Source organism: Conexibacter stalactiti (genome assembly GCF_033542075.1).
GTDB classification, from domain to species: domain Bacteria; phylum Actinomycetota; class Thermoleophilia; order Solirubrobacterales; family Solirubrobacteraceae; genus Conexibacter; species Conexibacter stalactiti.
The window spans coordinates 1-18,407 of record NZ_JAWSTH010000120.1 but is presented as its reverse complement, the minus strand read 5'-3'; the positions used below and the strand labels follow the sequence as shown (position 1 = coordinate 18,407).

At 74.4% G+C, this 18,407-nt stretch carries 17 protein-coding genes and 1 pseudogene; 8 read left to right on the top strand and 10 right to left on the bottom strand.

The window, feature by feature from the left end; genetic code table 11:
- The 8 genes and pseudogenes from R7226_RS27505 to R7226_RS27470 all read right to left on the bottom strand — a co-directional run.
- Window positions 1–1,760: pseudogene (locus R7226_RS27505) on the bottom strand (hypothetical protein); the annotation flags it as partial.
- Between the two features lie 69 nt (window positions 1,761–1,829).
- Window positions 1,830–3,353, bottom strand: a complete 1,524-nt coding sequence (locus R7226_RS27500) for a TrkH family potassium uptake protein (RefSeq protein WP_318600598.1) — start codon at window positions 3,351–3,353, stop codon at window positions 1,830–1,832.
- A complete protein-coding gene (gene trkA, locus R7226_RS27495) occupies window positions 3,350–4,678 on the bottom strand; it encodes a Trk system potassium transporter TrkA (RefSeq protein WP_318600597.1) in 1,329 nt (442 codons plus the stop codon). Before trkA ends, R7226_RS27500 begins: the two co-directional genes overlap by 4 nt.
- Window positions 4,679–4,722: 44 nt before the next feature.
- Complete coding sequence (locus R7226_RS27490) at window positions 4,723–5,502, bottom strand: SDR family NAD(P)-dependent oxidoreductase (RefSeq protein WP_318600596.1); 780 nt, start codon at window positions 5,500–5,502, stop codon at window positions 4,723–4,725.
- An 11-nt stretch (window positions 5,503–5,513) separates the two neighbouring features.
- Window positions 5,514–6,827, bottom strand: a complete 1,314-nt coding sequence (locus R7226_RS27485) for a styrene monooxygenase/indole monooxygenase family protein (RefSeq protein WP_318600595.1) — start codon at window positions 6,825–6,827, stop codon at window positions 5,514–5,516.
- Complete coding sequence (locus tag R7226_RS27480; protein WP_318600594.1) at window positions 6,824–7,327, bottom strand: flavin reductase family protein; 504 nt, start codon at window positions 7,325–7,327, stop codon at window positions 6,824–6,826. The genes R7226_RS27485 and R7226_RS27480 overlap by 4 nt, the downstream gene beginning before the upstream one ends.
- Before the next feature lie 67 nt (window positions 7,328–7,394).
- Window positions 7,395–8,537 carry a helix-turn-helix transcriptional regulator gene (locus R7226_RS27475; RefSeq protein ID WP_318600593.1) on the bottom strand — a complete coding sequence of 381 codons (1,143 nt, stop codon included), beginning with the start codon at window positions 8,535–8,537 and terminating at the stop codon, window positions 7,395–7,397.
- A 155-nt stretch (window positions 8,538–8,692) separates the two neighbouring features.
- Window positions 8,693–9,433, bottom strand: a complete 741-nt coding sequence (locus R7226_RS27470; protein WP_318600592.1) for a tetratricopeptide repeat protein — start codon at window positions 9,431–9,433, stop codon at window positions 8,693–8,695.
- A 56-nt stretch (window positions 9,434–9,489) separates the two neighbouring features.
- Between R7226_RS27470 and R7226_RS27465 the strand changes: the two genes are divergently transcribed.
- From R7226_RS27465 to R7226_RS27455, 3 genes are all read left to right on the top strand, one after another.
- Complete coding sequence (locus R7226_RS27465; protein WP_318600591.1) at window positions 9,490–10,323, top strand: alpha/beta fold hydrolase; 834 nt, start codon at window positions 9,490–9,492, stop codon at window positions 10,321–10,323.
- A gap of 94 nt (window positions 10,324–10,417) precedes the next feature.
- On the top strand, window positions 10,418–10,993 hold the full coding sequence (locus R7226_RS27460; protein WP_318600590.1) for a peroxiredoxin: 576 nt from the start codon (window positions 10,418–10,420) through the stop codon (window positions 10,991–10,993).
- Window positions 10,994–11,000: 7 nt separating this feature from the next.
- A complete protein-coding gene (locus tag R7226_RS27455; protein WP_318600589.1) occupies window positions 11,001–11,642 on the top strand; it encodes an MSMEG_1061 family FMN-dependent PPOX-type flavoprotein in 642 nt (213 codons plus the stop codon).
- Here R7226_RS27455 and R7226_RS27450 read toward each other — a convergent pair.
- On the bottom strand, window positions 11,623–13,146 hold the full coding sequence (locus tag R7226_RS27450) for a hypothetical protein (RefSeq protein WP_318600588.1): 1,524 nt from the start codon (window positions 13,144–13,146) through the stop codon (window positions 11,623–11,625). The two genes, R7226_RS27455 and R7226_RS27450, sit on opposite strands and share 20 nt — an antisense overlap.
- 262 nt (window positions 13,147–13,408) lie before the next feature.
- Here R7226_RS27450 and R7226_RS27445 point away from each other — a divergent pair, with 262 nt between their 5' ends.
- Window positions 13,409–13,849 carry a DUF3052 domain-containing protein gene (locus R7226_RS27445; RefSeq protein WP_318600587.1) on the top strand — a complete coding sequence of 147 codons (441 nt, stop codon included), beginning with the start codon at window positions 13,409–13,411 and terminating at the stop codon, window positions 13,847–13,849.
- Window positions 13,850–13,851: 2 nt separating this feature from the next.
- Here the strand turns inward: R7226_RS27445 and R7226_RS27440 are convergent, their stop codons facing one another.
- Window positions 13,852–15,090 (bottom strand): MFS transporter, encoded by a 1,239-nt coding sequence (locus tag R7226_RS27440; RefSeq protein ID WP_318600586.1) that lies wholly within the window; start codon window positions 15,088–15,090, stop codon window positions 13,852–13,854.
- A gap of 100 nt (window positions 15,091–15,190) precedes the next feature.
- Between R7226_RS27440 and R7226_RS27435 the strand changes: the two genes are divergently transcribed.
- From R7226_RS27435 to R7226_RS27420, 4 genes are read left to right on the top strand one after another with little or no spacing between them, the layout of a single operon-like run.
- Window positions 15,191–15,589, top strand: a complete 399-nt coding sequence (locus R7226_RS27435; protein ID WP_318600585.1) for a TOBE domain-containing protein — start codon at window positions 15,191–15,193, stop codon at window positions 15,587–15,589.
- Entirely contained in the window at window positions 15,586–16,380 is a 795-nt protein-coding gene (gene modA / locus R7226_RS27430; RefSeq protein WP_318600584.1) for a molybdate ABC transporter substrate-binding protein, read from the top strand. The genes R7226_RS27435 and modA overlap by 4 nt, the downstream gene beginning before the upstream one ends.
- Complete coding sequence (locus R7226_RS27425; RefSeq protein WP_318600583.1) at window positions 16,380–17,219, top strand: ABC transporter permease; 840 nt, start codon at window positions 16,380–16,382, stop codon at window positions 17,217–17,219. Before modA ends, R7226_RS27425 begins: the two co-directional genes overlap by 1 nt.
- A complete protein-coding gene (locus tag R7226_RS27420) occupies window positions 17,206–18,279 on the top strand; it encodes an ABC transporter ATP-binding protein (RefSeq protein WP_318600582.1) in 1,074 nt (357 codons plus the stop codon). Before R7226_RS27425 ends, R7226_RS27420 begins: the two co-directional genes overlap by 14 nt.
- The last annotated feature ends 128 nt before the right edge of the window (window positions 18,280–18,407 follow it).

The window sequence follows — 18,407 nt, the reverse complement described above, 5'->3', positions numbered from 1 at the left end:
GCCGCGGCGGTCGAGCGGGCGCCGTCGGCGCCGCGCTCGCTGGCGGCCGCCATCTGCTCGGCGGCGCCGCGCGCGTCGGCGACCGCGGCGACCTGCTCGCCGGCCCCGTCGGCGACGTCGGCGACCGCGCCGGCGATCTCGTTCAGCGTGCGGCCGGTCTCCTCCGAGCCGTCGGCGGTCTGAGCCGCGGCGCCGGCGACGCGCGCGGTGCTGCGCGCGATCTCCTCCAGCATCTGCCGCATCCGCTCGCGCGTCGCCTCGTAGCCGTCGATCGAGCGGTGCGCCTTCGCCAGCATCGCGTCGAAGATCGCGGCCAGCTCGCCGTCACGCCGCAGCGGCTCGGTCGCCGGCCGCGCGGCGACGGTCAGGTCGCCCTCGCTCATCGCCGCGAGCGCGTCTTCGAGCGCGGCGAGGTCGTCCTGCTCCAGCCGCCGCATCGCGGCGACGAGCGCCTCCAGCGAGGAGTGGTCGCCGAGCGCGGCGCGCAGCTCGGTGCGCATCGCCTCGTAGACGGCGACCGACTGCGCGGTGCGCTGGCGGATCGCTTCGAGGTCGTCGGCGATCTCGCCCAGCTCGTCGCGCGAGTCGCGCCGCAGCTCCGGGGTCGTGAGCGCGACGGCGACGGTCAGGTCGCCGTTGCGGACTGCTTCGAGGCCGCCGCCGAGCGCGGCGACGTCGTCGTCGCGCAGCGAGCGCAGCGAGGTCAGCGCCCGCCGCACGGCGCGGCGGACGTTCGCGTAGAAGCCGAGGAAGAGGTAGATCGCGACGAGCACGCCGGCGAGCGCGACGAGCGTGACGCGCCGCTCGTCGGCGCGGAAGCCGTCGATGCGCGTCACCAGCAGGCGGTCGAGCGCGCCGGGCAGGTCGCGCTGGAAGGCGGCGAGCGCGTCGGCCGCGGCGGTGCTGCGCTGCGCGGCGCCGGCTCGCACGTCCTCGCCGCGGACGGCGCGGTCGAGATCGGTCATCGTCGCGCCGAGCGCGGCGACCGCGCCGTCGAGCGTGTCGCTCAGCGACGGCTCCAGGCGGCCGTCGGCAGTGCGCGCGAAGGCGGTCTCGAAGCCGCCGCGGGTGGCGGCGAGCGTCGAGCGGACGGCGCCCTGGTCGAGCGCGAGCGCGATGCGGTCGTCCTCGACGGCGGCGATCGTGCCGAGCGCGGCGGCGTGGCCGGCGCTGTCGAGCAGCGTCGGGACCGTCACCACCAGCGCGTTCATCACGTAGTAGGAGTCGAGGTCGGGGTCGAGGATCAGGTTGGAGCCGTCGCCGGCGGCGACGATCAGCGCGTTCGCCTGCGCGGTCAGCTCGCTCCAGCTCGCCAGCGCCGCGCGCGGGCTCGCGGGCGCCGGGCCGTCGAGCAGCGCCTCGGTGCCGTCGCGCAGCGCGCTCCAGGCGCGCGCCGTCGCCAGCTCGCCGCCGAGTCGCGCCTGCACCGCCGCGACCGGCGCCAGCGCCGCGCGGACCGCGTCGGCTCTGCCGGCCAGCGCCGCCGCGGCCTCCGCGTCGCCAGCGGCCGCGCGGACGGCCACGTCACGTGCGCCCGAGAGCGCGATCAGCAGCTCGGAGACCGGGCGCACGTACTCGACGCCGAGCCGCTCCTTCGCGGAGAAGTCGATCTGCGCCCGCTGGTTGGCGCGGTACTCCCACGCGACGTAGCCGAGCGGCGCGAGCATCACGACCGCGATCAGCGCGAACTTCTGCGCGTAGCGCAGCCGCGCCATCAACGCGGCGGCGGGGCGGACGGCGGCGGTCGCGAGGTGTCTCACGCCCGGGTGATCGCCCGCGCGCAGGGGCGCTTGAGACGGGCGGTCCGAGTTCTGGCGCGGTAGCGCTCGCTACGGCCGCCAGAAGGTGCGTGTCAGCAGCACCGCGACGGGCACGATCTCGACGCGGCCGAGCCACATCAGCGCGGTCAGGATCGCGGTCGAGAGGTTGCTGTAGCTGGCGAACGAGCCGTACGGCCCGGCGTCGCCGAAGGCCGGCCCGACGTTGCCGATCGAGGAGGCGGCGGCGCCGATCGCGTCGAAGGCGCTCAGCTCGACCCCGGTCCGCTCCGCGTCGATCACGAGCCCGAGCGAGCCGAGCGCGAAGACGAACAGGTACAGCAGCACGAACAGGACCGTCGAGCGCAGCGCCTGCTCGTCGACGACGATGCCGTTCTTGCGCACCGGCACGACGACGTGGGGGTGGGCCGCCTGCGCGAGGTCGCGCCGCACGATCCGGAACAGCAGCAGGTGCCGCACGACCTTGATCGAGCCGCCGGTCGAGCCGGCGGAGGCGCCGACGAACATCAGCAGCAGCAGCGTGACGGTCGCCAGCGACCCCCACAGCGTGTAGTCGGCGGTCGCGAAGCCGGTCGTCGTCATGATCGAGGTCGCCTGGAAGGCCGACTGCCGCACCGCCTCCTCGCCGGCGTAGTCGCCGCTGCGCAGCAGCTCGGCGAGCAGCAGCGCGGTCGCGACGAGCAGGAAGCCGCCGTACAGCCGCACCTCCTCGTCGCGCAGCAGCTCCTTCGCGCGCTGCTTGAAGATCACGTTGAAGAGGCGCAGGAAGTTGATCCCCGCCACGACCATCACGACGACGAGGATCCACTGCGAGATCGGCGCGAAGGCGGCGACCGACTCGCCCTGCGGCGAGAAGCCGCCGAGCGCCATCGCCGAGGAGGCGTGCGCGAACGCCTGCCACGGCGTCATCGCGGGGTCGAGGCCGAGCCAGCCGACGCTCGCGAGCACCAGCGTCGCGACGAGCGTCAGGCCGACGTAGAGCGACCAGAGGTTGCGCGCGGTCTCGCGGATCGTCGCGCCGAACTTCTCCAGCTCGGTCGGACCGGCCAGCTCCGACTGCAGCAGCCGCCGTCCGCCGACGCGCAGCCGCGGCAGCACCGCGATCGCGAGCACGATGATCCCCATGCCGCCGAGCCAGTGGCTCAGCTGGCGCCAGAACTGCGTCGCCTCGCCCAGCTCCTCGATGCTCGGCACGACCGAGCCGCCGGTCGCAGTGAAGCCCGACATCGCCTCGAAGTAGGCGTCGACCGGCGCCGACAGCTGCGGCTCGCCGGAGAGCACGAACGGAAGCGCGCCGAAGACCGGCACCAGCAGCCACACGAGCGCGATCACGAGGAAGCCCTCGCGTTGGCCGATGCGGTCGGCGCGGCGCTCGTGCGTGAGCCGGTCGAGCAGCAGGCCGGTGCCGCTGGCGGCACCGCCCGCGGCCAGCCACGGCCAGATCGCCTCGCCGGCGAACAGCGCCACCAGCGTCGGCGCGATGAAGGCGAGCCCGACCCATCTCAGGACACCGCCGACGAGGTCGAAGACGGCGCCGAGGTCGACGCCGAGCCGCGAACGGCGCCTCGCCGTCAAAGCGCCGCCTCGACCTCGGCCGTGCGCGTCTGGTCGACCAGCACGATCACGCGGTCGCCCGGCCGCAGGTGCGTGTCGCCGTGCGGGAAGACGATGCTGCCGTCGCGCACGACCGCGCCGATCGTCGAGCTGGTGCGCGGCAGCTCGCGCAGCGGCCGGCCGACCAGTCTGCTCTGCGGCCGCACGACGACGTCGAGCACGTCGAAGCGGTCGTCGTCCATCAGCGCGACCTGGCGCGTGCGCGGATCGTGCGCGAACAGCACGAGCCGCTGCGCGGTCGCCGCGCGCGGGTTGACGGCGACGTCGACGCCGGCCTGCTCGAAGACCTGCGCCGACTGCGGGTCGTCGACGACGCCGATCGTCGTGTGGACGCCGGCGGCGCGTGCGACGACCGCGGCGTAGAGGCTGTCGGCGTCGTCGCCGAGCGCCGCGATCGCGACCTGGGAGCTGCCGATCCGCTCCTCGCGCAGCAGCGTGCGGTCCGACGGCGCGGCGTGGAAGACGCGCGCCTGCGACAGCTCGGCGGCGGCGCGGCGGGCGCGCTCGCCGTCGGGCTCGATCAGGCGCACGCGCAGGTCGTGCAGCAGCAGCTTGCGCGCGATCGCGATCCCCAGTCGCGTCGCGCCGAAGACGACGACGTCCTCGACGACCGGCTCGTCGGGCGCGAGCTGTCTGCTCCACTCGCGCATCGCCTCGGGCGACGCCATCACGACGACGCGGTCGCCCAGCTCGATCCGCTCCTCGCCGCGCGGCAGCAGCAGCGCGTCGCCGCGCACGATCAGCGCGACGCGCGAGTCGGGCGGGATCGGCGCCTGCGACAGCGGCACGTGCAGCAGCGCGCAGGCGTGCGCTCTCTGCTCGACGTCGAACTCGGCGATCACGACGTGGCCGTCGGCGAAGACGTCGGCGACGCGCGCGCCGGGGACGGCGATCGCGTCGATCACCGCGGCGGCCGCCTCCAGCTCGGAGGAGACCATGTAGTCGACGTCGACGACGCCCTCTCTCCACGCCTTCAGGTGCTCGACGTCGGAAGTCCGCACGAGCGTTCTCGTCCGCGGAGAGAGCCGCCGCACGAGCATCGCCGCGACGAGGTTGACCTCGTCGCGCGAGGTCGAGGCGATCAGCAGGTCGGCCGTGCTGACGCCGGCCTCCTCCAGCACACTGCTGCTGGCGCCGTTGCCCTCGACGGTGCGGACGTCGAAGGCGTTGGAGAGCGCGGCGATCCGCGCCGGGTCACGGTCGACGACGGTCAGCTCGTGGTCGTCGAACAGCGCCTCGACCACGGTCATCCCGACGTGGCCCGCTCCCAGCACGATGATCCGCATCGGCGGGAGGCTACGCCGACCGGCGGCGCGGCGGCGCGCGCCGCTCAGCGGGCGAGGAAGCCGCCGTCGGCGACGAGCGTCGAGGCGACGACGTAGGAGGCGTCGTCGGAGGCGAGGAAGGCGATCGCGCGGCCGATCTCCTCCGGCTCGGCGTAGCGGCCGATCGGCGCCGCCGCCCGCGCCGCGCCGCTGAAGATCGCCTCCTCCTCTGCCTCGCTCAGCTCGGCTCTGAAGTTGCTCAGCTGGCTCGTGCGCGTGACGCCGGGCGCGATCGCGTTGACGCGGATCCCCTCGGCCGCGTAGCGCGTGCCGAGCGAGGTCGCGAGCTGCCGCACCGCCGCCTTCGAGACGTTGTAGGCGAAGCTGGAGACGCCGTCGAACTCCTGCCCGACGAAGGCCGAGCCGGAGGAGACGAGCACGATCGCGCCGCCGCCGCGCGCCCGCAGCGCCGGCAGCGCATGCTTGCAGAGCAGGAAGCCGCCGCGCACGTTGACCGCCATCACGCGGTCGAACTCCTCGACGGTCACCTCCTCGACGTCCTTGAAGTGCATCAGGCCGACGTTGGAGACGAGCACGTCGAGGCCGCCGAAGCGTTCGCGCGCGGCCGCGACCAGGTCGACCGCGGTCGCCTCCTCGGCGACGTCGCCGACGAGCGCGTGAGCGCGCCGCGGGCCGAGCTCGCGCGCGAGCGCGTCGAGCCCGGCCCCGTCGACGTCGCCGAGCACCAGCGCCGCCCCCTCGCGCGCCAGCACCCGTGCCGTCCCGCGCCCGATCCCCGATGCCGCCCCGGTGACGATCGCGACCTTGCCGTCGAAGCGCGCCATCCGTTCTCGCCTCAGGCGGCCGGGGTCGGGGCCGGCGCGGGCGCGGCCGCCGGCTCCGCTCCCGGCACCGCCGCCGCCGGGTCAGCCGCCGCCACGAACGCCCGCGCGCTCTCCAGCGACGCCGTCGCCCGCACCAGCCGCTCCGGCTCGGCGAAGGTCGCGCCGAAGGCGTCGGCGACGGCGCGTGAGCCGGCGGAGGCGCCGAGGATCAGCTGCGCCGGCTCGCCGGGCGGCTCCAGCAGCAGGTTCGAGAAGGCGACGAAGTACTGCCCCTCGCGCTCCCAGAAGTCGTCGAAGGTCGCCTGGTACCAGTCGCCGCTCACGTCGTCGCCGTCGTGCTCGCGCAGCGCGCGCAGCAGGTGGTCGACGCCGTGCGTGGCGCAGTTGCCGCCCTGGCCGGCGACCGGGTCGTTGACGATCGTCACGTCGCCGAGGCCGAAGACCTCGCCGCCCGAGGGCAGCGTCGCGACGGGGTGGCGCACGCACGGCCGCAGCGCCCCGCGCAGGAAGGCGCGTTCGTCGGTCAGCGTCAGCGCCGTCACCGCGTCGGCCTCCCAGGCGGCGAAGCGCGTGACGATCTCCTGTGCGACGGCGACGGCGCTCGCACCGTCGGTGACCTGGTCGAGCAGGTCCATCTCGGAGCCGGGCAGCGCCTCGATCAGGATCGTCCGCACGGCGCGGTCGTCCTTGTGCACGTTGGGGCCGAGGAAGATCTCGCCGAGGCCGGGACGGAAGCAGAAGGAGATGCGGTCCTGCTGCTCGGGCCGCAGCACCTTCATCCCGTCGAACATCGCGATCATCAGCCTGCGCTGCGGGCGGTCGTAGACGGTGCGCGCCTCGTCGACGGCGAACAGCCTCGACAGCTCGCCCTTTCCAGCCGCGACGAAGACGGACTCGCCGCGCGCGGTCAGCTCCTCCAGGTCCGCGACGGTCGCGGCGCGGTGGACGACGCGCCCGCCGCGCGCGGCGAACCGCTCCAGCAGCAGCGCGTACTTGAGCCGCAGGTCGATCGCCGTCGCCGGCGCCTCGAAGTCGCCGAGGAAGGCGAGCGCGACCTCGCTGCCGTCGAGCGAGAGCGCGAAGTCGACGCCAGCTGAGCGGTTGTCGGTGAGGCCGTCGTAGACGTCGATCCCGGCGGCGGCCTCCATCGCCACCGAGCGCTGCTGCAGCGTGTGGCTCGACAGCAGGCCCATCGCGCGGTACTCGTCGGGCGTGCGGTCGGTCAGGATCGTCACCTCCCAGCCGTCCTTCAGCAGGCCGAACGCGAGGTGCAGGCCGCCCTGGCCCGCTCCGACGATCGTGGCGCGGCGCGTCGTGGTGCTCACAGTGCTTCTCCAATTCGGCGGTAGGCACGGTCGAAGTAGACGAGCGGGTGCTCGCCGCGGTCGCTGCTCGTCGTCCCCAGCACGTCGCCGACGACCAGCGTGTGGTCGCCGACGTCGAACTCCTCGCGCACGCGGCAGTCGAGCGCGACGAGCGCGCCGCTGACGCGCGGCGGCCGGCCGGCGTCGGCGGCGTCGGCGGGATGGCGGACGCAGTGGTCGTCGAGCCACTTCGGCGCGCCGGGGCGCGCGGCCAGCTCGGCGACGTGCTTCTGGTCGGCGCCGAGCACGTTGAGGCCGAAGCGGCCGTGGTCGCGGATCGCGGCGCGGCTGCGCGTGCGACCGTGCAGCGAGACGAGCACCAGCGGCGGCTCGGCGGACACGGCGCAGCAGGCGGTGACGGTCATCCCCCAGGGGCGGCCGTCGACCTGCGTGGTGACGACGACGAGGCCGCTGGCGAGCTGCTTCATCGCGCTGCGGAAGGCGGTCGGGTCGACGGACATGGGCCGACCCTACGAGCGCGGCCGCGCCCCGCCCAGACCTGCGATGCGGCAACTGCGGCGGGGTCCCTCAGATGGGGGATGCGCCGAGCGCCAGCCGCACCAGCTGCACGCGCGAGCCGACGCCGAGCCGGCCGTAGATCCGCTTCAGATGCTGGCGCACGGTGTGCGGGCTGAGCACCAGCCGCGCGGCGATCTCGCGGTCGCTGAGGCCCTCGACGACGAGCTGCGCGACCTCGCGCTCGCGCGGCGTCAGCAGGCTCCAGGCGGCCAGGGGGACGGGCGCCGCGCCGGGCTGCGCTGCCCCGCCGCCGCCGGCGCTGACGCGCAGCGACAGCGCCGCGACGAGCGCGCCGTCGCCGAGTGCGCGCACGTCGGCGCGCAGCTCCGCGACCGCGCCGGCGCGCTGCTCGGCAGCCGACCCGTCGAGCAGCCGCACCGGCAGCGCGCTCGTCCAGCCGGCGCGCGCGCCGGCAGGACGGCTGACGAGGTCGTACAGCAGCGCCTCGCCATCTTCGATCCGCGCCAGCAGCGCGACCGCGGCGCGGTTGGCGAGCGGCTCGGCCGCCTCGGGATCGACGATCGCCAGCGCCGAGGGGGAGAGGTCGAGCGCGCCGCGCAGCTGAGCGGCGCGGGCGGTCGCGCGCTCGCGCACCCGCAGCGCGGCGGCGGCCAGCCCGACGACGGCGGCGACGAGCGCGATCTGTCGCAGCTCCTGCTCGCCGAGCCGGCGTCCCTCGTCGTGGTCGGCGAAGTTGAGCGTGCCGAGCCGTTCGCCGCCGGCGACGATCGGCGCCTGCACGACGTTGACCATCCGGTGCAGGCGGGCGGCGGCGCGGTAGGTGTCGCAGCCGCGCCACTGGTCGAGCGACATCAGCGCGAGGTTGTAGGCCGGCTCGCCGGCCTCCAGCGCCCGTTCGAGGACGGGGTCGGCGCCGCGCCCCATCCGCTCGTAGCGCGTCAGGAAGCTGTCGCTGACGTTGGCGGCCGAGATCCGCTCGGGCGTTCCGGTGGCGGCGTCGATCAGGTAGATCGCGCGCATCGGCAGCGGCACGAGCGCCGCCGCCTCGGCGTGGAAGACCCGTTCGAGCGCGGGGAAGCCGTCGGCGGCGGCGAGCGCGCGGGCGAAGCCGACGAGGCGGGCGGCCGACGCGTCGGCGTGCACGGCGCTGGGCGGCAGCGCCGTCGTCTCCGTCTCTCTCGTCGTCGCCATGCGCCGACCTCCCACGCGGGCGGCGAGACGGGCGCCGCCACGGATCGTGACCCAAGTTGATCACATATACCGTGACGCTCGCACGGCGTCAATCGGGCGATTCCCGCGCGTAGGCGCAGCGGGCGCGCGACGCGGGGCGTCGCGCGGGGTGGCCGCTAGTACAGCGCGGCGGCCAGCCGGCGGCGGCCGTCGCGCGCGAGGTCGCTGCCGGCGCCGAGCTGGTCGAGCAGGCCGACGACGACCTTGCGGATCTCGTCTCTGGCGCCGTCGGCGGCGGGAATCGCGTCGATCAGCAGCGCCAGCGCGCGCTCCTGGTCGCCGCCGTCGAGCGCGGCGAACGCCTCCGACAGGTCCGGTTCGCCGCCCTGTTCCAGCCCGATGCGGGCGGCGAGGCCCTCGGCGCCGAAGTCGCCCGGCGCGCGCTTGGCCAGCTCCAGCGCCGCCTCGGACTCGCCGCGGCCGTGCAGGATCCGCGCCAGCGGCACGAGCGCGTCGGCGCGGTTGGGCTCCAGCTCCAGCGCCCGCTTCAGCGACGCCTCGTCGCCGGCGGCGACCAGCCCGTCGACCTCGGACGGGACGAGCCCGTCGAAGAAGCGCTCGACCTGCACCGGCGGCTGCGCGCCGACGAACTCGTCGGCGACTCTGCCGTTGACGAACGCCTTCACCGCGGGGATGCCCTGGATCTGGAATGCCTGCGAGATGCCGGGGTTGGCGTCGGTGTCGATCTTCGCCAGCGCGACCTTGCCCTCGCGCGCGTTGGCGGCTCTCTCCAGCACCGGCCCCAGCTGCCGGCACGGCCCACACCACTCGGCCCAGAAGTCGACGACGACCGGGATCGTGTGGGAGCGCTCGATGACTTCTCTCTGGAAGTCCTGTTCGGTGACGTCGAAGACCATGTCTTGACTGTAGCCGCGCGGCGGCTGCGAGCGCGGTTCCGCTATCACCTCCGCCCATGAGCGAATTCAGCGTCGAGCGCGACGGGGTCGTCCTGCGCGGTGGGGACGAGGGGGAGGGGACGCCGGTCGTGCTGCTGCACGGGCTGACGGCGACCCGCCGCTACGTCGTGATGGGGTCCAAGACGCTCGAGCGCGGCGGCCATCGCGTCGTCGCCTACGACGCGCGCGGCCACGGCAGATCGTCGCCGGCGCCGGTGCCCGGCCTCGAGGGCTACGGCTACGACGTGCTCGCGCGGGACCTGGGCGCCGTGCTCGACGCCGCCGGGCTGGAGCGCGCGGTGCTCGCCGGCGCCTCGATGGGCGCTCACACGCTGCTGCGCTTCGCGCTCGACGCGCCCGAGCGGGTCGCCGGGCTGGTCGTCGTGACGCCCGCCTACGACCCGGTCGCGCAGGACGACCCGAAGCGGCTCGCCTACTGGGATCGCCTCGCGCAGGGCCTGCGCGAGGGCGGGATCGAGGGCTTCGTCGAGGCCAACCGCGTCGAGCGGATGCCGGCGGCGTGGCAGGAGACGATCCGCACCGTGCTGCGCCAGCGGCTCGCCCAGCACGACTCGCTGGCGGCGGTCGCCGACGCGCTCGACGCCGTCCCGCGCTCGCGGCCGTTCGACACGCTGCACGACCTCGCCGAGCTGGAGGGGATCCCGGCCGTCGTCGTCGCCAGCCGCGACGAGGCCGACCCCGGCCACCCCCTCGAGATCGGCGAGGCGTACGCCGCCGCGATCCCCGGCGCGCGCCTGCTGGTGGAGGAGGAGGGCAAGTCGCCGCTGGCCTGGCAGGGTGGTCAGCTGTCGCGCGCGATCGCAGAGCTGGCGGCGCAGACGGCGGTCTGAGCGGGCCTGAGCGCGCCCGCCGGAGGGTGCCGCGCGGCAGCTCGGCGGACGCTCTCGCTGGCGCTGCACCCGTCGTCGGTGCAACGATGTGGAGATGGACGTGCCGAACCAGTTCCGGCGTCTGCCTGCCGATCTGCCCGTTCCGGTCGACGACGGCGCCGCCGACCACCTGCCGGGGCTGGAGCTGCCGCCGGTCGTGCTGCCGTCGACCCACGGCGGGCTCGTCGACCTCACCGCGCTGGCGGTCGAGGCCCCGACGCTCGTGCTCTATGTCTACCCGCGCACCGGGCGGCCCGACGAGGTGCTGCCGGAGGGCTGGGACGAGACGCCGGGCGCACGCGGCTGCACGGTGCAGAACATCTCCTTCCGCGACCATCGCGCCCAGCTGAACGTGCTCGGCGCCGAGGTCGTCGGCCTCAGCGCGCAGAGCACCGAGGACCAGGCCGAGTTCGCCGCGCGCGAGCACATGCCGTACCCGCTGCTCTCCGATCCGCAGCTGAGACTGGCCGCCGCGCTGCGCCTGCCGACCTTCGAGATCGGCGGCATGACGCTCTACAAGCGGCTGACGCTGATCGTCCGCGGCGGCGTGATCGAGAGAGTCTTCTACCCGATCTTCCCGCCCGACCGGGACGCCGCCAACGTCGTCGCGTGGCTCGGCGCCGTGTCATGATGGTTTGATGAGCGACGAAGATCTGTTCCAAGGTGCGTTGGGCAGTGAGACGGAGCTGCGCGAGCTGTACGGCCCGGCGCACCCGCGCGCCGTGCGCAAGCAGATCGACCACCTCGACGACGGCGCGCGGCAGCTGATCGCGCTCGCCCCGATCGTCTTCGTCGCCAGCCACGACGCCGCCGGAGCGGTCGACGTCAGCCCCCGCGGCGGCCCGCCCGGCTTCGTCACCGTGCTCGACGACGGCCACGTCGCGATACCGGACGCGACCGGCAACAGACGGATCGACACGCTTCGCAACGTGATCGCGACCGGCCGCGCCGGCCTGCTGTTCGCGATCCCCGGCCGCGGACAGACGCTGCGCGTCAACGGCCGCGCCTGCGTGAGCACGCGGCCGCGGCTGCTGGAGCGGCTGACGGCGGTCGGCAAGCCGCCCCGCAGCGCGCTCGTCGTCGCGGCCGAGGAGGTGCTCGCCCACTGCCCGAAGGCGTTCATCCGCTCGCGCCTGTGGGAGCCGCAGTCGTGGCCGGACGCCGCCGACCAGCCGACCAGCGCCGAGATCTCCCACGCCCACCTCGGCGGCGACGAGTTCATGACGCTGGCCGAGGTCGAGCAGTCCGAGCGCGACGCGCTCAGATACCGGCTGGCGTAGCGCGCAGGGCGCGAATCTGCAGACCTACCGCCGCCAGGGCGAGCAGCGCCGCCGCGATCGTCGAGATCGCGATCGTGATGTCGGCGGTCAGCAGGCGCGAGATGGCATTCGGCTCGGTCGCCAGCGGCGTCGTTCCAAGCTGCGCTCTCGCCCTTCCCTGGACGTGCAGCTCTGCCGTTCGCCCGTCCAGGCGCACCGGGATCAGCAGCTTGTCGCGGTCGCGCGCGCGACCGGAGATGTTGCTCAGGTCGAGGTCGGTGCGGGCCCCGAGCGCTCTCGGGCTCCCATCGACGGTGAGGTGGCCGCGGGCGTCGTCGAGTGTGAGGTCGCTCATCACTCCGAAGACGTTCACCCCGGCCACGGGTGGCGTCGGCGGAAACTGAAACGCCTGGTCGCCGCCGTACCAGAGCTCGGGTATCTCCATGCCGAAGCCGCGTCTCTTCGTCATCGTCGCATCCGTCATGAACGGGATGTCGGTCACGTCGACCGTCGGGTCCTCGTCGATCCGCGCGAACGCTCGCGCAAGCTTGTCGGCCTGCGATCCCACGCGTGGGGCGGTGACGACGATGCGACCGGCCGCGGGCGAGATCGGCTCGAACATGCGGGTCTCGTCGCGGTCGCCGGGGCGCGGCACGATCCGGACGGCAAAGGAGCCCTGGGCTATCGCGAGGACGGTGTAGACGTCGACCTTGCCGGGCAGGTCGGGACTGCTCGACGAGGTCAGAAACGCTGGAGCGGACCTCCTGCGGAGGCTGTGTCCGTCGAACGGCTTCGGTGGAGTCGTCATCAGCGTCTCGTGAAACGGCGTCGTCACGTCGACCTTTGCCCACACGAGCACCGACGGCCCCAGTACGTCGAGCATCGGCACCGTGTGAGACGGGTCGTCGTCGTCACCCGCGCTGCTTGAGGCGAACGCTGAGGACAGCACGAGCGTGCGGTCGCTCGGAGCCCGCGCGGGCACCGCGTAGTCGAGGTGGACTGGTCTGCCGGCGGGAGGGCCGAGCGCCGCAACGGCTGCCGGCCCGATCGACGCGACGTGCAGCGGACTTCCCGTGACCACGGACGCCACGTCAGTCGGGAGGACCTCGAACAGCTCGGGGTCGTGATCCAGCGCGTAAAGGATCTCCTGCCGCGTCGGGTGTCTGCCACGTTCATAGCCGAAGGCTGCGCGCAGGACCGCGATACCGCGTCGGTCCGGGAATGCGTGCCATTGGCCGGGCTCCGGATTGAAGATGTCGTACTGCGTGACCCTGCCGGCGCCTTCGCGGTGCACCGTCAGGCTCGTCGCCGGCATCACGATGCCCTGCCATCCGCCGGGAGGGTTCTTGCGCGGGCAGCCGCAGGCGGGGCTCGTCGTGTCGCCGAGTCTCTTCGCGAACGTTATGGTCGCTCCGCCGGCGTAGTCGAGGTCCGCGGTCACGTCGACCGTCTTCGTGTGGCTTGGCAAGCGCGCCCCGAGCACTGCCACGGACAGCATCAAGAGCGCGGCGATCGTCAACCCCACGACGAGCGCCGACGGGCGGCGCCGGCGGCGGCCGGTTCCGGCCACAGCCGGCGGAGCGGCCGGGCGGGTGCTCTTCGCGGCCTTCGCTCTCGGCGAGCGCTCGGCGCTCCGCTGGGACCTCGAGCTTCTCCCTCGATGCTTTCTCTTCTTGCTCATCGGCGCGCAAGAATGGCGTACGTCCCACCCGGCCGCAACGCCGAACGGCGCTGCCGGCGACCTTCGTCAGATGCCGGCGGCGCGCGGTGGGGGTAGGGTTCGCGCGATGGCGGAGTCGAGAACGGCGGGGTACAGCGGGACGCCGCTGCCGAGAAAGCTGGGGATCAAGGCGGGGCAGCGGATCGCGTTCCTCGACGCGCCCGACGAGTTCGCGGTCGCGCTCGGGGAGCTGCCCGACGGGGTCGGCAGCGTGCGCAGAAGCGCGCGCGGGCCGCTTGACCTGATGGTCGCGTTCTTCCTCGAACGGTCGTGGCTGGAGCGGCGGCTGCCGCAGCTGACCGCGGCGCTCGACGCCGACGGCGCGCTGTGGATCGCGTGGCCGAAGAAGAGCTCCGGCGTGCCGACCGACCTGACCGACGACGTCGTGCGCGAGCTGGGGCTCGCTGCCGGCGTGGTGGACGTGAAGGTCTGCGCGATCGACGCGACCTGGTCGGGGCTGAAGTTCGTCGTGCGCGTGGCCGATCGGCCGGCGCGCCGCGCCGGCTGAACTCAGCGCGCCTCGGCCGGCTCGGGCTCGGGCTCGCGGTCCGGATCGGCCGGCGCGGCACGCAGCCGCCCTCTGAAGGCGAGCGCGACGACGGCGGACAGCAGGCTCGCCGCGATCGCGACCGAGAAGGCGCGGTGGCCGCTGGTCGCGTCGACGACGTGGCCGGCGACCGCGAGACCGACCGCGATGCCGGCGCCGAGCGAGGTCGACAGCCACGCGAAGCCCTCGGTCAGCGCCGCGCGCGGCACGATCGACTCGACCAGCGCGAAGCTGGCGATCAGCGTCGGCGAGACGCTGACGCCGCTGGCGACGATCGCCGGCACCATCAGCGCGATCGAGTCGGCGAGCGCCAGCGGGATCGTCCCCGCGAACAGCAGCACGACGGCGACCGCCAGCCGCCGCTCCAATCTCATCCGCCACGAGCGCGCGCCGTAGAGCACGCCGGCGACGGCGCTGGAGATCGCGTGCAGCGCCAGCAGCGGCCCGGTCAGCGCCTCGCGGCCGTGCTGCTCGGCGAAGGCGACCATCGACACCTCGATCGTGCCGAAGACGCCACCGAGGCCGATCATCACGAAGGCGAGCACCAGCAGCCCCGGCGCTCGTATCGCCGAGCCGGTGCGCTCGCCGCGCGGCGACAGCGGCGGCTCGGTCGCCCGCTGCGCGGCGAACGAGAGCCCGCCGACCAGCAGGAAGCCGACGCCGGTCGCCAGCCCGAACGCCGGCGACAGCGCCGTCGCCAGCAGCGTCACGAGCACCGGCCCGAACGTGAAGACCAGCTCGTCGAGCACCGACTCGAGCGCGTAGGCGGTCTGCAGTCTCGGGCTGCCGCGCAGCAGCATCGCCCAGCGCGAGCGCACGAGCGAGCCGAACGAGGGGAAGGCGACGCCGGTCAGGAAGGCGGCGGCGAAGTACGCCGGGCGCGGGGCGTTGAGCTGCGCGACCGCTATCAGCGCGATCACGCCCGCGATGTGGATGAAGAGCGCCGGCAGCAGCACGCGGCGCTGGCCGAAGCGATCGACGAGGCGGCCGATCTGCGGCGCCCCGATCGCGTTGGCGACGGCGATCGTCGCGCCGACCGCGCCGGCCAGCCCGTAGGAGTGCGTGGCCTCTCTGACGAGCAGCACCGTGCCGAGGCCGAGCATCGCCATCGGCAGGCGCGCGACGAAGCCCGCGCCGACGAAGGCGCGCGCACCAGGGACGCGCAGGATGTCGGCATACGGCGAGAGCACGGCGGTCGGCAACTGTCGCAGGTGCGTCGCCCGCGTGATGGACGAGGGCGTGCGCGACGGTGTGCCGAATGGGTGAACGACGGCCGCCTATGCCTATGCAATGCTTAGGCAGATGACGACGCCACTGACGATCGGAGAGGCGGCGACGGCGCTCGGCGTGAGCGCCGACACGCTGCGCCGCTGGGACCGCGACGGCAGACTGCGAACCGTCCGCGACGGTCGCAACCGGCGGCTCGTGCCGCCTGACGAGATCGAGCGCCTCAGCAGCAGACCGCGGCGCCACGAGACCGGCACGCCGCTCTCGGCCCGCAACCGCTTTCCAGGCGTCGTGCGCTCGGTCGAGGTCGACGGCGTGATGGCGCTGGTCGAGATCGAGGCCGGGCCGTTCCTCGTGACCGCCGCGGTCACGCGCGACTCGGTCGAGGAGATGGGCTTGGCGCCGGGCGTCGTCGCGACGGCGCGCGTGAAGGCGACGTCGGTGATGGTTGAACGCGAAGGAGATCTCGGATGAAGGCTTGGACGCGCGCGCTGGCGCTGCTGGTGACGATCGCCGCGACGGCGCTGGCGCTTGCGCTGGGCGGCTGCGGCGATGACGACGACGGCGGCACCGCGACCGCCGGCGGCGGTGGCGACGGCGGCGCGCTCGTCGTCTCGGCGGCGACCTCGCTGAAGCAGGCGTTCGGCGAGTACGCGCCCGGCGCGAAGATGCAGTTCGCCGGCTCCGACGAGCTGGCCGCGCAGATCCGCCAGGGGATCAGACCCGACGTCTTCGCCTCCGCCAACACGAGACTGCCCGACGAGCTGCACGCCGAGGGCCTCGTCGGCAGACCGGTCGTCTTCGCCGCCAACCGGCTCGTGATCGCCGTCCCGGCCGAGGACGCGAAGGTCGCCTCGGTCGAGGACCTGGGGAGAGCGGGGACGACGATCGCGATCGGCTCCGAGTCGGTCCCGATCGGCGCCTACACGCGCAGAGTGCTGGCGAGACTGGGCTCGGCGCAGAGTGAGGCGATCCTCGCCAACGTGCGCTCCAACGAGCCCGACGTCGGCGGCGTCGTCGGCAAGGTCGCGCAGGGCGCGGTCGACGCCGGCCTCGTCTACGTGACCGACGTGCAGGGCTCGGGCGGCAAGCTGAGAGCGGTCGAGCTGCCGGAGCGGATCCAGCCGAGCGTCGCCTACGCCGCCGCCGTCGTCGAGGGCGCCGAGCATCCGCAGGAGGCGCAGGCGTTCATCGACGGGCTGCTGAGCGGGAGAGGGGCGGAGGCGCTGAGAGCGGCCGGCTTCGAGCCGCCGCCTGCCGGCTGATGGCCGGCGCCGCTGCGCAGGGCGCGGGCGCGCCGGGCGGCGTCGGCGGCGCGCTGCGCCGCGCGTGGTTCCCGGCGCTGCTCGGCATCGCGCTGACGGCGACCGTCCTCTTCCTGACGCTGCCGATCGTCGCGATCTTCGTCGACAGCGGCCCGGGCCGGCTGCTCGACGCGCTCGGCGACCCCTCCTCGCGCGACGCGCTGCGACTCAGCCTCGTCACGACGACGATCGCGATGGCGGTCGTCGTCGTGGTCGGGACGCCGGCCGCCTACCTGCTCGCGACGCGCCGCTTCCGCGGCCGCGAGCTGGTCGTGACGCTCGTCGAGCTGCCGCTGGTGCTGCCGCCGGCGGTCGCCGGCATCGGCCTGCTGGCCGCCCTGGGCCCGCGCGGCCTGCTCGGCGGCGCGCTGGAGGACGCGGGGATCAGACTGGTGCTGGAGACCGCCGGCGTCGTTGTCGCGCTCGTCTTCGTCTCGGCGCCGTTCTTCCTGCGCGCCGCGCAGACGGCCTTCGCCGCCGTCGACCCGCGCTGGCACGAGGCGTCGCGCACGCTCGGCGCCTCCGAAGCGCGGACGTTCGTACGCATCGCCGTCCCGGCCGCGCTGCCGGGCCTCGCCGCCGGCCTCGCGCTGGCGTGGGGGCGGGCGCTCGGCGAGTTCGGCGCGACGCTGATGTTCGCCGGCTCCTTCCGCGGCATCACGCAGACGGTCCCGCTGGCGATCTACGACCGCTTCGCGACCGATTTCGACGGCGCGCTGGCGCTGTCGGCGGTACTCGTCGCCGTCTCCGCCGGGCTGCTGCTGTCGGTCAAGCTGATCGCGCGTGATGCTCTCCGTTGAGCTGCGCACGCGCATCGGCGCGCTCGACCTCGACGTCGCGCTCGACGTGCCGGCCGGCCGCTGCCTCGCGCTCGCCGGGCCGTCGGGTGCCGGCAAGACGACCGTGCTGCGCGCGATCGCCGGGCTGCTGCGTCCGGACGCCGGCCGGATCGACTGCGGCGGCGCGACCTGGCTCGACACGGCGGGCGGCGTCGCGCTGGCGCCCGAGCTGCGCGGCTGCGGCTACCTGTTCCAGGACTACGCGCTGTTCGGCCACCTGAGCGCGTGGCGCAACGTCGCCTACGGCCTGCACGAGCTGCCGCGGCGCGAGCGCCGCCCGCGTGCGCTGGAGCTGCTGGCGAGCTTCGGGATCGGCGAGCGGCTCGCCGGCAAGCGACCGGCGCAGCTGTCGGGCGGTGAGCGCCAGCGGGTCGCGCTGGCGCGGGCGCTCGGCCCGCGGCCGCGGCTGCTGCTGCTCGACGAGCCGCTGTCGGCGCTCGACGCGCGCACGCGCGCCGGCGCCGGCCGCGAGCTGGCGCGGCTGCTGCGAGCGCTTGAGGTGCCGGCCGTGCTGGTCACGCACGACTTCGGCGAGGCGGCGCTGCTCGGCGACGAGGTCGCCGTGCTCGACGGCGGCCGGATCGTGCAGCGCGGCACGGCGGCGAGGCTGGCGGCCGCGCCCGCCTCGGGCTTCGTCGCGGACTTCACCGGCGCGGCGGTGCTGACGGGGCGGGTGAACGAGCGTCACGGTGACAGCGGGCTCACGGTGATCGCGCTGGATGGCGGCGGTGTCGTGAGCGCGACCGACGCCGGGGAGGGTGACGTCGCCGTCTCGGTGCACCCGTGGGAGGTGACGATCGAGCCGGCCGCCAGCGCCGCCGGCGGCTCCGCGCACAACCGCCTCGAGGCGGAGGTCGTCTCGGTCACCGAGATCGGCAACCGCGTGCGCGTCGGGCTGGCGCTGCCGCAGCCGTTCACGGCCGAGGTGACGCGCGCGTCGGTGGAACGGCTCGGGCTGGCGCCGGGCGCGCGCGTGGTCGCGGTCTGGAAGGCGGCCGCGACGCGCGTGACGCCGCGCTAGGGGCAGCGCCCGAAGCGCGCGACCGGCGGATCGGTGTCGCGCGTGATGCGGGCGTCGGCGTTCGGGCGGCAGGTGAGCGGCCGCGCGCCGCCCGTGCGCGGCTTCCCGCCGGCGCGCTCGGCGCCGCC